Genomic DNA, 15,229 nt, shown 5'->3' with positions numbered 1-15,229 from the left:
ATGCGTAAGCTGGCGCAGGTGGCGTATGGCGTCCTGAAATCAGGACGCCCGTTCGATGCCACACTGCACGAGAAAAATGCTTGCGTGGCATAACAGTATCTACGATTCAAATGTAGGCCGGGTAAGCGCAGCGCCACCCGGCATTAGCTTAAAGCGCCTGATGCTTAGTCTCGTGCGTCAGCAGCAGCGCAATCAGCGTCAGTGCCGCCATGGCCGCCAGATACACGCCCACGTAGAACAGGCCATAATTTGCCTGCAGCCAGGTGGCGATATACGGCGCAACGGACGCTCCCAGAATCGACGAGACGTTATAGGAGAACGACGCGCCGGTATAACGCACTTCCGTCGGGAACAGCTCCGGCAGCAGCGCGCCCATCGGGCCGAAGGTTAATCCCATCAGGCTCAGACCAATCAGCAGATACGCCATCACCAGCGCCGGGCTGCCCGAGCCTAACAGCGGCGGGAAGACAAACAGAGCGAACAGAATGATAAGCGTCGTGATGGTGATCATGCTGGAGCGACGGCCAAATTTATCCGCCAGCAGGCCGGCAATCGGCACCATGACGCCAAACCCAATCACCGCCATCATCAGCATCCACAGCACTTCGTTACGCGGCAGACCCAGCCCAACCGGCGCGGCAGCGGTGCTGAACGTCATGGAGTAGACGGTCATGATATAGAACAGCGTATAGGTAGCCAGCATGATAAAGGTGCCCAGCACGGTCACGCGGACATGTTTGGTCAGCAGCGTGCCCAGCGGCACTTTTACCTGTTTTTTTGCCGCCGCCACTTTCGCGAACACCGGCGTTTCGTGCAGAGAAACGCGAACATACAGACCTATCAGCACCAGTACGGCCGAGAAGACGAACGGAATACGCCAGCCCCAGCTCATGAACTGTTCATCGGTCAGCAACCAGGAGAGCAGCAGGAAGGTGCCGTTCGCAAAGAAGAAGCCAATCGGTGCGCCAAGCTGCGGGAAGGAGCCATACAGCGCCCGTTTACGCGCCGGGGCGTTCTCGGTCGCCAGCAGTGCCGCGCCGCCCCATTCACCGCCCAGACCCAGACCCTGACCAAAACGCGCCAGCGCCAGCAGCACCGGTGCCAGAATGCCAATGGTCTCGTAGGTGGGCAGCAGGCCGATGGCGACGGTAGAAATACCCATCGTCAGCAACGAGGCCACAAGCGTCACTTTACGCCCGATGCGATCGCCAAAATGACCAAACAGCGCAGAGCCAATCGGACGCGCGACGAAGGCGATAGCAAAGGTTGCCAGAGACTGTAGCGTGGCCGCCGTCGGGTCGCCCTGCGGGAAGAAAATATGCGGGAAGACGATGACCGCTGCGGTGGCATAAATGTAAAAGTCGAAGAACTCGATGGCGGTGCCAATCAGCGAGGCGACGACAACTTTATTGCGTGAGTTGACCGGAACGTTTTCGCTCCCGGAATCGAGTGTTGTGGCGGTTGCTTGCATAATATTTTCTTATTTTATGTCGGACGAAAGGCCATATTACGCACAGCAAAAGCGACATTTCAATCTGTAACAAAGCCGCGAACCGGTGATAAAAGCAACAAAAAGCGGATAATGTTCAGACCAGCTAAAACACTTCCATGAAATGCTTCACAGATTTTAAATATCAGTGGATAAAACTGGTTTTCAGTTAAATAAAAGTTACGGACTGGATATATATGCTGAAATGATGAATCGGGCTGAAACTTTCAGCCCGAAAGGGGGAATTAGCGGTGTGTTTTCCCCGGCATGCGCGTGTCGCCTTTGTATTCGGCGGTGGCAATCCACGCCGCGCAGAACAGCGTCAGGCGGGCAAAGAAGTAGAAGAACGCCATCAGCCCCAGAACGGAGCCAAACGCGGCGCCAGAAGGGGATTTCACCAGTGACGGCAGGGTATAAGTCATCACGATTTTAATCACCTCAAAGCCTATCGCCGCGAGCAGTGTTCCGCGGATCAGCGCTTTTTTGCGCGGACGATGACGCGGCAAGCGCCAGAAGATCCAGAAGAACAGCAGGTAGTTGGCGAAAATGGAAATCGCCAGCCCGATGCCGCGCCACGCAGGCTTGAGCCAGTCGATGTAATCAAGATAGAGCGCGGAGATAATCATCTGCTGCGCGGAACCGGCGACCGAGGTGATGGAGAGCGTGACGACCAGCGCCACCAGCAGACCAATCAGCGAAACAAAATCGCGGAAATACTTAACCCAAATTTTCTCCTGATCCTGAGGCTTACGCTCCCATACCTCGCGCGACTGGGCGCGAATGGCCTCGCGCAGGTTACCCATCCAGTTCACACCGGAATAGAGTGCAATCAGCAAACCGACAATACCCACCGTGGTGCGCTGCTGCACGGCAGTATTGATGGTGCTTTTTAGCGTGGTGGCGAGGGTCGGGTCACTGACGTTATCCAGGATCTTATTGAAAATATCCTGCAGCAGCGTCGGATGAGACGCGAGCACAAAACCGGCTGCCGCGAACGAGACCATCAGGATCGGGATCATCGACAAAAAGGAAAAATAGGTAATCGCTGCACCAAACTGATTCCCCATCCGGTCGTTGAAACGTTCCGCGGCGCGTATCAGGTGCGCAATCACGGGGATCTGCTGAACTCTCTCTGCCAGCGTAGTGACCGTCCCCAGCGCTTTGCTGGCTTTGCCGGGTGTGCTGGGCTCTTCGGGCCCGGTCTCCATCTTCTTGATGGGATCGTAATCTAATTGTTGAGTCGGTCGTTGCGGGTTATTTTCCGGCGTCACGCGTTTTTTCCTTTTCGTTGAGCTGGATGTCATTGAATTATAGCTTGCGACTAATCCACGTAAGCTTTTGTGATTTCCGTAAGCCACTCCATAAACAGGTGTACCCGGCGGGAAAGGTTACGGCGGTGGGGGTAAATCAGGGAAACCGGCATGGGTTCAGCCCGGTATTGCGGCAGCACTTCAATCAGCTTTTTCGTGCGCAGAGAATCACGAACGCCCACGCGGGGAACCTGGATAATACCCAGCCCGGCGATGCAGGCGGCATGGTACGTCTCGGTACTGTTGACCGTTAAGACGCCGCCCGTTTTAACCCACTGGGTCGCACTGCCGTTATAAAACTCAAAGCCCTGCGGGCGCGTGCCCAGCATCGCGGCGTAGTGGATTACCGCATGTGAGGCCAAATCGTCCAGCGTTTCCGGATAACCAAACCGCGTCAGATAATCCGGGCTGGCGCAGTTGATAACCGTAAGCTTGCCCAGCGGGCGGGCGATAAGCCCGGAATCTTTCAGGGTGCCGACGCGCACCACGCAGTCGAACCCCTCGCGGATCACATCCACCAGACGATCGCTGCTGCTGAGCTCCAGTTCAATACCCGGATACTGCTGCAAAAACGCAGGCAGTTTGGGGATGACTAAATTTCGTGCAACTCCCACCGGCATATCGACGCGTAGCCGCCCGCTGATACTGGAGGGATCGTGCTGGAACATACCGTCCAGTTCATCAAGGTTCGCCAGCAGATCTTTTGCCCGTTCGTAATAGACCATGCCGTCCTGCGTGAGGCTGACGCGGCGCGTGGTGCGATGCAGCAGCTGGGTGCCCAGGCGGTTTTCCAGTGCCTGAATCTGCCGCGACACGCTGCCTCTTGGCAGGGTCAACGTCTCCGCTGCGCGGGAAAAACTCTCCAGCTCCGCGACCCGAACAAACAACTGCATTGCGTTAATTTTATCCATCGGTAGCGCTCATTGTTGTTGTAAATGAAACAGTGAAGCGTTCTGTCACATCTTTATTGATCTTCTATCAGCTAATAAGCTCTTTCTCAATCTCCCTGACAACCGAAATGAGGTTTCTTATGACTGAACGTATCGCTTTAGTGACCGGTGGTAGCCGTGGTTTGGGTAAAAACGCGGCCCTGAAGCTGGCAGCAGAGGGAACAGGTATTGTCCTGACTTATCATCACAATCAGCAGGATGCGCTGGATGTTGTGCAAGAAATTCAGGGAAAAGGGGTAAACGCGGCGGCATTACAGCTTAACGTCGGAGATATCACCCGTTTCGAACATTTTGCTCAACAGTTGCAAGAAACTCTCCGAACCGTCTGGCAGCGTGATACCTTTGATTATTTATTGAACAATGCCGGAACGGGTTTATACGCCCCCTATACCGAGACGACAGAAGCGCAGTTCGATGAGGTAATGAATGTACATTTAAAAGGGCCGTTTTTCCTGACCCAGCGCCTGCTGCCGTTGCTGAAAGATGGCGGACGGATCCTCAACGTCTCCAGCGGGCTGGCACGTTTTACACAGCCAGGCTCCGCGACCTATGCGGCCATGAAAGGGGCGATGGAAGTACTGACCCGCTATCAGGCCAAAGAGCTGGGCGCACGCGGGATCTCCGTCAATATCATCGCGCCGGGGGCAATTGAGACCGATTTTGGCGGCGGACGCGTACGCGATGACGCGCAGCTTAATCAGTTGCTTGCGTCGCAAACCGCGCTGGGGCGTGTTGGCCTGCCGGATGATATTGGTGATGCCATCGCCGCGCTGCTCAGCGACAAACTGGGCTGGATGAATGCGCAACGTATTGAAGTGTCTGGTGGGATGTTCCTGTAATACGCCTCCTTAAGGGGACGGAACCCCTTAAGGAAATCCTTAAAAGAGATGTGTCCAGATACGGGCAGATATAAAGAACGGCGATGAATTTGTAACCTCTCCGTTCATTGAGTTTTTTCTCAAATAACGCCTCTATACAATCCCCCCTCGCTATTCTCAGAGGGAGAAAAACGATGCGAGTAATCATGTTTGACAGGCAGTCGATATTTATTCATGGAGCGATAAACAGTTTGCAGACGTTAATTCCTGAAATAAATATGACAGGAACTCGTCAGGCAGATGAATTATGGGCGCAATTGTCCGCGTCACCATCCGCTATCGTCATGATTGACGGCGCATTAATTCAGAATGAGGGCATCAGCTTTCTGAAAGACATTATCACGCGTTTCCCTGCGATACGTGTCGTGATGGTGCTGACGAAAAAAGAGACCCGATGGGCTGAACAGATGTTTCAGCGCAACGTGAAGGCGATTATTCCCCGCAATGCCAGTCCCGAGCGGTTTGCCGCAGTGCTGGATTCGGTCTCCCGGGGGATGGTCTGTTTTCCCAGCGAATGGCTTGCGCAGCAGGCGTCACACCAGGCATTGTTATCCTTAAGCGAGCGCCAGCGTGAAGTGCTCAAGTTACTGGCCGCCGGGGAGTCGAATAAAGAGATTGGCCGCACGCTCAATATCAGTGCGGCAACGGTAAAGGCCCATCTGGAGTCACTTTTCCGGCGGCTGGATGTAAAAAATCGCACGCAGGCGGCAATGTGCTATACCCGGCTCACCGCCTGAGCGATGGCGTTTATCGGACACGGTGTGTCACTAAAACTGAACATTAACAACACCAGCGCATCGTGCTGGTGTTGCGTTAATGGCTGGGCGATATTTTCCTGAATTAACGTCTCATAAATCTGAATATCGTTATCTAACAAGCGCTCTGCTTCAGCAACGGTAATAAGACCATGGAACTTCTCCCATTGCTGAATAACGTGACCATACCCAATAACCTCAGTACCGTGCTCATCACGGTATTTTTCCAGAGACAGCCCTTGCTGTTTTTTAATTAATTCAACGGCAGCAGAAGATAGCTTCAACATGGTATTTTCCTCTTTCAGACGCTACTGTAGAGGAAATACGGCACGAGACATATCCGCCAAATGGCCGTTGCTCAGCTGATATTTTCCAGATAGTCGCGCTGTAATAAACCGAATAGCCAGTCATTATGCCAGCGGCCGCCAATGTAATAGCTCTCACGCAGCTCACCCTCCAGCCGGAAGCGGGCTTTTTCCAGCAGACGCCGGGAGGCGATATTCCCTGCCGTGACGGTGGCGGTGAGGCGGCGGATCCCCCCCTGGTGGAAGGCATAATCACAGAGTGCCTGCAGGGATTCAAAGCCGTAGCCTTTTCCCTGGGCCGCGGGGGCGAAAAGGAAACCGACTTCGGCGCAATCCGCTTCGTGGTGTTGGTAGCCGGTCACCCCCAGCGGAGTCTGGCTGGCGTTATCGCGAACCACGAGGCAGAGCCAGTGCATGCAGCCGGGCGTCCATGGCGTCAGTCGGGAGTCGAAGGCCTCACGAATGTCCGCCACAGTGCGATCCTGCGCGACAAAGCGCATCACATCCGGGTCTTGCTGTAGCGCCAGAAAAAAGGGCCAGTCATCTTCCTGTAACGGCGAGCAGATAAGACGCGAGGTGGTTAGCTGAGGCATTCAGATTCTCCTGAAACAATATAAATGATTTTAGGACTGTCACTTTATTTCAACAGAAAGTCAGGTATGGTTAAGCGCGTATAAATAAAAAGAAAAACGGCCGTTCCGGGCCCCTTTTGGATGTCTTCGTGGTCTTTTAAGGAAAACAATGACGCTCAGCACATCACACCATAACCGCGAACAGTTTGAACACTGTCTGGCGGTCATTCGTCAGGCCTCTGTGGAAATATTGCTTCTCCTGAATGTACATGTTTCTGAGGGAAAAGATCCACGCTGGTTTCTGGAGCAGCTGGATAGCGCCCGTTTAGGCCTGGGCGGATGGGGGGCCGTGGCGAAGAAGCTCAACCTGAACGATGCCGAGATGTCAGAATTTACCCTGCAACTGCGCCTGTTGCAGCAGCGCGTACCGCAGTATGAAAGCGGGCAGGATGTCAGTGAAAATCAGCTTATTGCGGCAATGCGGTTTGTCACCGCGCTGGAACATCTTCGTCTGCAACAGCCTCTTCTCACCTACAGTACCGAGCTGGCGCCGGGCAGCGATCTTGAACAGCAGCAGGCGCACAAGCAGGTGCGTGCAATTGAACTGATGATTAAAGGGCTTATCCAGCAGGCGTGGCCCGATCAGGTCCGTCTGAATAACCACCTGAAGACCCTGTTTAACGCTGACCGCGTGCGGCGCTGGCTGAAGCTTGGCGACATCAACGATGTGCTAAGCGGCATGATGTTCAGCGAGCTGGCCCAGATGCTGGTGGATAAAAAAGAGTACAGCCGCTACTACGCGTCGCTGTTCAGCGATCCGTCCATGCTGACGCTGCTGGTGGAGCCGCGCAAAACGCTGCAAACCTTCCTTGATGACATCCGCCAGATCCGCAACAACCTTACCGTTCAGAAAGCGTTAACCTCGGCGCAAATCCAGCTACTCGACAACTACTACACCCAAATCACCCGGCCCGTTCAGCGTGCGTTTGAAGAGGGGCGAACCCGCGTCAACCCGGCCGGGATAATGGCGGTGGATGCCAGCGAACTGCACGCTTTCTGGGAAAAAGCACAGAAAAGGGATCGGGTCACCGGCGGGGATCTGTTTGAAGTACGTGACACCATCGAAAAACCGACCCAGCGCGCCCCGCGCACGCCAGAACAACGCGAGCAGCTCATCTCCGGCGTGTTATGGGGCGCAGTGGGCGTGATGGTCATTGCGATTGTTGTGGGAGGATTCTGGCTGGTGACCAGCAGCGCGCCAGCAGAGACCGCGGTGGCCGCCACCGAAACGCCTGCGCCGCAGGAGATGCGGGAAACGCCCTCCTCGCGTGAGACGCTGACGCGCATGGGCATCACCTGGGACGAGAATAATTTCCGCTCGGCCATCAACCGCAACGACACCCGCATTGCGCAGCTCTTTTTGCAGGGTGGAATGGACTGGAAGCTCTCATGGACGGAAGAGGCGATGTCATCCAACCATGACGACGTGCTGGAGCTGATGTTGCGCTACCGACAGCACATGGTGGAAGAGAAGCCGTGCCGCCGGTTTATCAATACGCTCACCCATGCCATGGCGAATGGCGAATCGCTGACATCCCTGCGTAAACAGTACCTGAAAGCGTTTTGTACCGTCCCGGCCGTGGTGAAACGCCAGCAGCACGATTTGGATATGGCGACGCGCCGCGCCGAGTCACAGCCGAATGCCAGCACGAAAAAATGGCAGGCTATTCAGTCTGCCATTTATGAGGTGATCCGCTGATCGTAACGCCCTCTCCCGGTGGGAGAGGGCGGGGTGAGGGCACCAGACCGCACCCCACTCAAGGCTCTCCATACAACCCAATCAACCGCCGTACCACGCCATTCGTCCAGCCAAAGCCATCCTGCAATGGATACTCACCGCCGCCCCCTTCGCGTGGGGTACTGCTGGCGATGTGATACTTCTCAATCAGCTTATGGTGAGTCTTATAAAAATGATTCACCGTATGCAGCCAGCTCCAGGCGATCTCATCGCCCAGCGAGTCGTTGCCGTACTGCTTGAAGCCCTGAATGGCCATCCACTGCAGCGGTGCCCAGCCATTGGGTTTATCCCACTGCTCGCCGGTTTCGTACTCAGTCGCCAGGATACCGCCCGGGGTGAGCAGACGTGATTTAACCGCATCAGACAAGCGTTCTGCCTGCTCATGGGTCGCCATTCCGACATACAGCGGCACAATGCTCGCCGCAGAGAACAGCGCCATATTTTCCCGACGCCAGTCGTAATCGCGGTAGCAGCCATTCTCTTCATCCCACAGGTAGCGGTTCACCGCCGCCCGGCGATCGCTGGCTTTCTGGCGGAACAGGTCAGCCGTCTCCTTATCTCCTTTCGACGCCGAGATATTGGCGATAGCGCTTTCCAGCTTGAACAGGAAGGCGTTCAGGTCGATAGGGATAAACTGCGTGGTGCGAATGCTGGCCAGTCGGCCCGGTTCGCGCAGCCAGCGGGAGGAGTAATCCCAGCCGGAGGCCGCCCCTGCACGCAGATCGCGATACACCTCATTGGGTGGTCGACCGGAATGGCGGGCCGTCTCCACGTCCTCAATCCACGATTCGTCGCGCGGGGTGTCACGGTCATCCCAGTAGCGGTTCAGCAATGAGCCATCCGGCATACGCACCGCGCTGCGATAGGCCTGATTCAGCAGCAGCGACTCTGCGCCGTCCATCCAGAAGGCGTGCTCCATTTTGAGGTGCTCAAGGTAGCGCTTCGCACCGCGCACCCCGTCCTCTTCAAACAGCTCCACCATCAGGGCAAAGACCGGCGGCTGGGAGCGGCTGAGGTAGTAGGTTCGGTTGCCGTTCGGGATATGGCCGTAACGCTCGATCAGCCACGCGAAGTTATCCGCCATACACTTCAGCAGATCGTTACGGCCGCTCTCGGCCAGCCCCAGCATCGAGAAGTAGGAATCCCAGTAGTAGGTCTCACTGAATCGTCCGCCGGGGACGATATAGGCCTGCGGCAGGGCCAGCAGGGAAGACCAGGGGATATGGTCCTGCGGCTCGCGCGTCAGCACGGGCCACAGGCTGTCGATATGCTCTTTAAGCGACAGCCCCGGGTCGGACACATACTCCGTGCTATAGGTCTCGGGCAGCCAGAAGTGATTCTCCACGAACTGGCGCAGGTCGAAATCCCGGTGGCGTCGCACCTTACGATAGCGGATCAAAATATCCAGCGGATCCATCTTCGGCGCGCAGTCGGGAAAGGTTTTGCTATCCGCAAACAGCCTTGTTGACTGCACATGTTCGAACAGCTCAAGGTAACGGTCAGCGGGGGTCAGGGCATCGGAGGCGGGTAGCCCCTCGATCATTTCTGGCTCCGGCTCCGCCTCAATCATCTCATCCAGTTTCAACTCGCAGGGATCGGTCTCGTAGCGCAGCTCTTCTGCGATCTCGAACGCGATGTTCTCGTTAGCCTGTAGTTTCTGGTTGAACATAATGATAAGGACCTCCGGTTAGGTGTTCTTGAAGACAGGTTTATCCGGGCGTCTTATAAGCGTAGACATTCGCTTCGGTAGATGGGGAGGAATATGTGCGGTAGATCACTCTTTTCGGAGCATTCGTTTTGCAACGATTTGTGAATGTAAAAAAGAATGCCCCTCAGTGGAGGGGCATCAGGACTAGCGCATGGTCACAAACTCTTCGGCCGCGGTTGGGTGGATCGCCACGGTGTTATCGAAGTCTTTCTTCGTCGCGCCCATCTTCAGCGCCACCGCAAAGCCCTGCAGGATCTCGTCCATGCCAAAGCCAATGCCGTGGATACCGACAATCTTCTCTTCCGGACCCACGCAGACCAGCTTCATGCGGCACGGCTGACGGTGCGAGGTGACGGCGGTATACATTGCGGTAAACGCAGATTTATACACTTTCACCTGATCGTCGCCATACTGCTCGCGCGCCTGCGGCTCGGTTAAACCGACGGTGCCGATAGGCGGGTGGCTGAAGACCACGGTCGGGATGTTGCTGTAATCCAGGTGCTCGTCCGGCTTGTTGTTGAACAGACGCTCGGAAAGGCGACGCCCCGCCGCAACGGCCACCGGGGTCAGTTCAACGGCACCGGTGTTATCGCCCACCGCGTAAATGCCCGGCACGCTGGTGTTCTGGAATTTATCGACGACGATATAGCCTTTTTCATCGGTTTTCACGCCGGTTACGGCCAGGTTGAAGTTGTCATTCGCCGGTTCACGGCCAATCGCCCAAATCAGGCAGTCGACGGTCTGGCTGCGACCATCTTCTAGCTCCAGGGTCAGGCTGCCGTCTGCATTTTTAATCACCGCTTTTGGCACGGCGTTGGTATGCAGGGTTGGACCTTCGGTGTTCATCACTTCTACTAAGGTGTCGACGATCAGCGGATCAAAGCTGCGCAGCGGCGCATGTTTACGCACGAACAGGTGCGCTTCAGCGCCCAGACCGTTAATCACACCGGCCAGCTCGACCGCGATATAACCCGCGCCCACCACCGCAACGCGCTCTGGCAGAGCTGGCAGCTCGAAGAAACCGTCGGAGTCGATGCCGTATTCGGCACCCGGGATGTTCGGGTGGCTCGGACGGCCGCCGGTAGCGATCAGGATATGATCGGCAGTGATCGTCTCCCCGTTCACTTCGATCGTTTTCGCGTCCACAAAGCGGGCGAAGCCGTGGATCACATCTACGTTGTTCTTACCCAGCACGTTATCGTACGAGGTGTGAATGCGGTCGATGTAGGCCGTACGGCTGGCGATCAGCTTCTCCCAGTCGAAGTGGTTGATGGTGGTGTCAAAGCCGTAGTCCGGGCCATACATATGGATGGCTTCACGGATTTGCGCCGCATGCCACATCACCTTTTTCGGTACACAACCCACGTTGACGCAGGTGCCGCCCAGCGCTTTGGCTTCAATCAGCGCACACTTCTGGCCATACATGGCCGCACGGTTGATGGAGGCGATGCCGCCGCTCCCGCCGCCGATTGCGATGTAGTCATAATGCTTAGTCATAGCTTTTATCCTTAATCGTGAATTGCCGCGATTGTATACCTGAAATCAATAGTTTCCACCGATGGCTGCGATTACTCTGGCACAATCCAGCTGACGGTGGCGTGACCTGTCCCGGCAGGTACCAGCGTTTTATGCAGCCATGGCAGAACGTTGTTCATCTGCGCTTCGAGCTTCCATGGCGGGTTAATGACAATCATGCCGGAGGCGGTCATGCCGCGCTGGTCGCTGTCCGGACGGACGGCCAGCTCAATCTGCAAGATTTTGCGGATGCCGGTCGCTTCCAGATCTTTGATCATGCGCTTGATCTGCGCGCGCAGAACCACCGGGTACCACAGGGCGTAGGTGCCGGTCGCAAAACGTTTGTAACCTTCGTTAATGCCGGTGACCACCGCCTGATAGTCAGTTTTGATTTCGTAGGGCGGGTCGATCAGCACCAGGCCGCGACGGGAGACCGGCGGCAGTTTGGCTTTGAGCTGCAGGTAGCCATCGGCTTTGTCCACGCGGGCGCGGCTGTCTTTCTGAAACTCAGAACGCAGCAACGGGAAATCGCTTGGGTGCAGCTCGGTCAACTGCAGGCTGTCCTGCTCACGCAGCAGCTGACGGGCAATCAATGGCGAGCCCGGGTAGTAGCGCAGCTGGCCGTTGCGGTTGAAATGATTCACCACTCCAATGTACGGTTCCAGTTCGGCAGGCAGATCGTCCTGCTGCCAGATACGGGCGATCCCCTCGAGATATTCACCGGTACGCTCGGCGTGTTCACCGCTCAGCTGATAGCGACCCGCGCCCGCGTGGGTGTCCAGATAAAGAAACGGCTTCTCTTTCTCTTTGAGTGATTCGATGATCAGGCTCTGAACGGTGTGTTTGAGGACGTCGGCGTGGTTGCCTGCGTGAAAGCTGTGGCGATAACTGAGCATGGATGAATGTGTTCCGGGTAGTCAACGTAGGCCCGATAAGCGTAGCGCCAGCGGGCAAAAATAGAGCGTATCGCCACAGTATACAGAAAAGTTTCCACGGCCGCGAAAGCGCAACGCCCGGCATTGAAATCCTCTACACTTAACCCCATTACTGAACCATATGCACAGCGCCGGATGCGCGCTTCATTCATCAAATTCAACAGGACAGCGTTTATGACCAATCCATTACTGACGCCTTTTTCGTTGCCACCGTTTTCTAAAATCCTCCCTGAGCATGTGGTTCCAGCCGTTACGCAAGCGCTGGACAACTGCCGCGCGGCGGTAGAAAGCGTGGTCGCGCAGGGCGGGCCGTACACCTGGGAAAATCTGTGTCAGCCGCTGGCCGAAGTGGATGACGTGCTGGGGCGTATCTTCTCCCCGGTAAGCCACCTTAACTCGGTAAAAAACAGCCCGGAGCTGCGTGAAGCCTACGAACAAACCCTGCCGCTGCTCTCCGAGTACAGCACCTGGGTCGGCCAGCACGAAGGGCTCTACAAGGCGTATCGCGATCTGCGCGACGGCGACCACTATGCCGAACTGAACACCGCACAGAAAAAATCCGTCGATAACGCCCTGCGTGATTTCGAGCTTTCCGGGATTGGCCTGCCAAAAGAGAAGCAGGTTCGCTACGGCGAAATCGCGGCGCGCCTGTCTGAGCTGGGTAACCAGTACAGCAACAACGTGCTCGACGCCACCATGGGCTGGACGAAGCTGATTACCGACGAAGCAGAGCTGGCGGGTATGCCGGAAAGCGCACTGGCGGCGGCAAAAGCCCAGGCCGAAGCGAAAGAGCAGGAAGGTTTCCTGTTAACGCTGGATATCCCAAGCTATCTGCCGGTGATGACCTACTGCGACAACCAGGCATTGCGTGAAGAGATGTACCGCGCCTACAGCACCCGCGCCTCCGATCAGGGGCCGAATGCCGGTAAGTGGGATAACAGCCCGGTGATGGCGGAAATCCTCGCCCTGCGTCACGAGCTGGCACAGCTGCTGGGCTTTGACAGCTACGCGGACAAATCCCTCGCCACCAAAATGGCCGAGAACCCGCAGCAGGTGCTCGATTTCCTGACCGATCTGGCGAAACGCGCCCGTCCTCAGGGTGAAAAAGAGCTGGCCCAGCTGCGCGCCTTCGCCAAAGCGGAGTTTGGCGTGGATGAGCTGCAGCCGTGGGACATCGCGTATTACAGCGAAAAACAGAAGCAGCACCTCTACAGCATCAGCGACGAGCAGCTGCGCCCGTACTTCCCGGAAAACAAAGCCGTTAACGGCCTGTTCGAAGTGGTGAAACGCATCTACGGCATCACCGCTAAAGAGCGTACCGATATCGACGTCTGGCATCCGGACGTGCGCTTCTTCGAGTTGTATGACGAGAAAAACGAACTGCGCGGCAGCTTCTACCTCGATCTCTACGCGCGTGAGAACAAGCGCGGCGGGGCGTGGATGGATGACTGCGTTGGCCAGATGCGTAAAGCCGACGGTTCCCTGCAGAAGCCGGTCGCTTACCTGACCTGTAACTTCAACCGCCCGGTCAACGGCAAGCCGGCGCTGTTCACCCACGACGAAGTGATCACCCTGTTCCATGAGTTCGGTCACGGTCTGCACCATATGCTGACCCGCATTGAAACCGCAGGAGTGGCCGGTATTAGCGGTGTGCCGTGGGATGCGGTCGAGCTGCCGAGCCAGTTTATGGAAAACTGGTGCTGGGAGCCGGACGCGCTGGCGTTTATCTCCGGCCACTACGAGACCGGTGAACCGCTGCCGAAAGAACTGCTGGATAAAATGCTGGCAGCCAAGAACTACCAGGCGGCAATGTTTATTCTGCGCCAGCTGGAGTTCGGCCTGTTCGACTTCCGCCTGCACGCCGAGTTTAGCCCGGAGCAGGGGGCAAAAATCCTCGAAACCCTGGCTGAGATTAAAAAGCAGGTCGCGGTTATTCCAGGGCCAACCTGGGGTCGCTTCCCGCACGCGTTCAGCCACATCTTCGCGGGCGGCTATGCGGCAGGTTATTACAGCTACCTGTGGGCCGATGTCCTGGCGGCGGATGCTTTCTCTCGCTTTGAAGAAGAGGGGATTTTTAACCGTGAAACCGGTCAGTCGTTCCTCGATAACATCCTGACCCGCGGCGGCTCAGAAGAGCCGATGGAGCTGTTCAAACGCTTCCGTGGCCGCGAGCCGCAGCTGGATGCGATGCTTGAGCATTACGGGATCAAAGGCTGATTGCTACGTGAAGATCTGCTTAGTGGATGAAACAGGCGCCGGAGACGGCGCCTTATCTGTTCTGGCCGCCCGCTGGGGGCTGGAGCACGATGAAGAAAACCTGATGGCGCTGGTGATGACGCCAGAGCATCTCGAATTACGTAAACGCGACGAACCGAAACTCGGCGGGATTTTTGTCGATTTTGTCGGGGGCGCGATGGCGCACCGGCGCAAGTTTGGCGGCGGCCGCGGTGAGGCTGTTGCCAAAGCCGTCGGCATCAAAGGGAGCTATCTTCCGGATGTGGTGGATGCCACGGCGGGGCTGGGGCGCGATGCGTTTGTGCTGGCGTCTGTCGGCTGCCGCGTGCGGATGCTGGAGCGCAACCCGGTGGTGGCCGCGTTGCTGGATGACGGCCTGACTCGTGGCTATGCGGACCCGGAAATCGGCCCCTGGTTGCAGGAACGTTTACAGCTGATCCACGCCTCCAGCCTGACGGCGTTGACCGATATCACCCCGCGCCCGCAGGTGGTCTATCTCGATCCGATGTTCCCGCATAAGCAGAAAAGCGCGCTGGTGAAAAAAGAGATGCGGGTGTTTCAGTCGCTGGTGGGGCCGGATCTGGATGCGGACGGCCTGCTTGAGCCTGCCCGTCAGCTTGCAACGAAGCGGGTGGTGGTGAAGCGCCCGGACTACGCGCCGCCGCTGGCGGACGTTGCGACGACCAACGCGGTGACCACCAAAGGGCACCGGTTTGATATTTATTCGGGGACGCCGGAATAAAAAAGCCGGGTGGCGGCTTCGCCTTACCCGGCCTACG

Annotated in this window: 13 protein-coding genes; 5 read left to right on the top strand and 8 right to left on the bottom strand. The window is 56.6% G+C overall.

What is annotated here, in order from left to right:
• Positions 1 to 148 precede the first annotated feature (148 nt).
• The 3 genes from AC2FAK_RS18625 to AC2FAK_RS18615 form a co-directional block, all read right to left on the bottom strand.
• Entirely contained in the window at positions 149 to 1,471 is a 1,323-nt protein-coding gene (locus tag AC2FAK_RS18625) for an MFS transporter (protein WP_013099207.1), read from the bottom strand.
• 263 nt (positions 1,472 to 1,734) lie between these two features.
• A complete protein-coding gene (gene yhjD / locus AC2FAK_RS18620) occupies positions 1,735 to 2,760 on the bottom strand; it encodes an inner membrane protein YhjD (RefSeq protein ID WP_095455440.1) in 1,026 nt (341 codons plus the stop codon).
• Between the two features lie 50 nt (positions 2,761 to 2,810).
• Positions 2,811 to 3,710, bottom strand: a complete 900-nt coding sequence (locus AC2FAK_RS18615; RefSeq protein WP_020686106.1) for a LysR family transcriptional regulator — start codon at positions 3,708 to 3,710, stop codon at positions 2,811 to 2,813.
• 119 nt (positions 3,711 to 3,829) lie between these two features.
• Between AC2FAK_RS18615 and AC2FAK_RS18610 the strand changes: the two genes are divergently transcribed.
• Together AC2FAK_RS18610 and AC2FAK_RS18605 are read left to right on the top strand one after the other, a co-directional pair.
• Positions 3,830 to 4,588, top strand: coding sequence for an SDR family NAD(P)-dependent oxidoreductase (locus AC2FAK_RS18610; protein ID WP_013099204.1), 759 nt, complete (start codon positions 3,830 to 3,832; stop codon positions 4,586 to 4,588).
• Positions 4,589 to 4,761: 173 nt separating this feature from the next.
• The gene (locus AC2FAK_RS18605; protein WP_095455441.1) at positions 4,762 to 5,364 is read left to right on the top strand and encodes a helix-turn-helix transcriptional regulator; all 603 of its coding nucleotides are present in this window, start codon (positions 4,762 to 4,764) and stop codon (positions 5,362 to 5,364) included.
• Here AC2FAK_RS18605 and AC2FAK_RS18600 read toward each other — a convergent pair.
• Positions 5,343 to 5,669 carry a lysozyme gene (locus tag AC2FAK_RS18600; RefSeq protein WP_013099202.1) on the bottom strand — a complete coding sequence of 109 codons (327 nt, stop codon included), beginning with the start codon at positions 5,667 to 5,669 and terminating at the stop codon, positions 5,343 to 5,345. The two genes, AC2FAK_RS18605 and AC2FAK_RS18600, sit on opposite strands and share 22 nt — an antisense overlap.
• A gap of 71 nt (positions 5,670 to 5,740) precedes the next feature.
• Positions 5,741 to 6,280 (bottom strand): GNAT family N-acetyltransferase, encoded by a 540-nt coding sequence (locus AC2FAK_RS18595; RefSeq protein WP_095455442.1) that lies wholly within the window; start codon positions 6,278 to 6,280, stop codon positions 5,741 to 5,743.
• A 148-nt stretch (positions 6,281 to 6,428) separates the two neighbouring features.
• Between AC2FAK_RS18595 and AC2FAK_RS18590 the strand changes: the two genes are divergently transcribed.
• Positions 6,429 to 8,018 carry an STY4199 family HEPN domain-containing protein gene (locus AC2FAK_RS18590; protein WP_013099200.1) on the top strand — a complete coding sequence of 530 codons (1,590 nt, stop codon included), beginning with the start codon at positions 6,429 to 6,431 and terminating at the stop codon, positions 8,016 to 8,018.
• 58 nt (positions 8,019 to 8,076) lie between these two features.
• Here AC2FAK_RS18590 and AC2FAK_RS18585 read toward each other — a convergent pair whose 3' ends face one another.
• From AC2FAK_RS18585 to AC2FAK_RS18575, 3 genes are all read right to left on the bottom strand, one after another.
• Positions 8,077 to 9,726 carry an alpha,alpha-trehalase gene (locus tag AC2FAK_RS18585; RefSeq protein ID WP_013099199.1) on the bottom strand — a complete coding sequence of 550 codons (1,650 nt, stop codon included), beginning with the start codon at positions 9,724 to 9,726 and terminating at the stop codon, positions 8,077 to 8,079.
• 183 nt (positions 9,727 to 9,909) lie between these two features.
• A complete protein-coding gene (gene gorA / locus AC2FAK_RS18580; protein WP_020687710.1) occupies positions 9,910 to 11,262 on the bottom strand; it encodes a glutathione-disulfide reductase in 1,353 nt (450 codons plus the stop codon).
• Positions 11,263 to 11,333: 71 nt separating this feature from the next.
• Positions 11,334 to 12,176, bottom strand: a complete 843-nt coding sequence (locus AC2FAK_RS18575; RefSeq protein WP_029883697.1) for a 23S rRNA (adenine(2030)-N(6))-methyltransferase RlmJ — start codon at positions 12,174 to 12,176, stop codon at positions 11,334 to 11,336.
• A 213-nt stretch (positions 12,177 to 12,389) separates the two neighbouring features.
• On the opposite strand from AC2FAK_RS18575, the gene prlC reads away from it, so the two are divergent.
• Positions 12,390 to 14,432 carry an oligopeptidase A gene (gene prlC, locus AC2FAK_RS18570; RefSeq protein WP_013099196.1) on the top strand — a complete coding sequence of 681 codons (2,043 nt, stop codon included), beginning with the start codon at positions 12,390 to 12,392 and terminating at the stop codon, positions 14,430 to 14,432.
• Between the two features lie 7 nt (positions 14,433 to 14,439).
• Entirely contained in the window at positions 14,440 to 15,192 is a 753-nt protein-coding gene (rsmJ, locus tag AC2FAK_RS18565) for a 16S rRNA (guanine(1516)-N(2))-methyltransferase RsmJ (protein ID WP_032644932.1), read from the top strand.
• The last annotated feature ends 37 nt before the right edge of the window (positions 15,193 to 15,229 follow it).

It is taken from the genome of Enterobacter cloacae complex sp. 394F7 (assembly GCF_057320385.1).
This window is presented reverse-complemented; position numbering and strand designations above follow the sequence as displayed.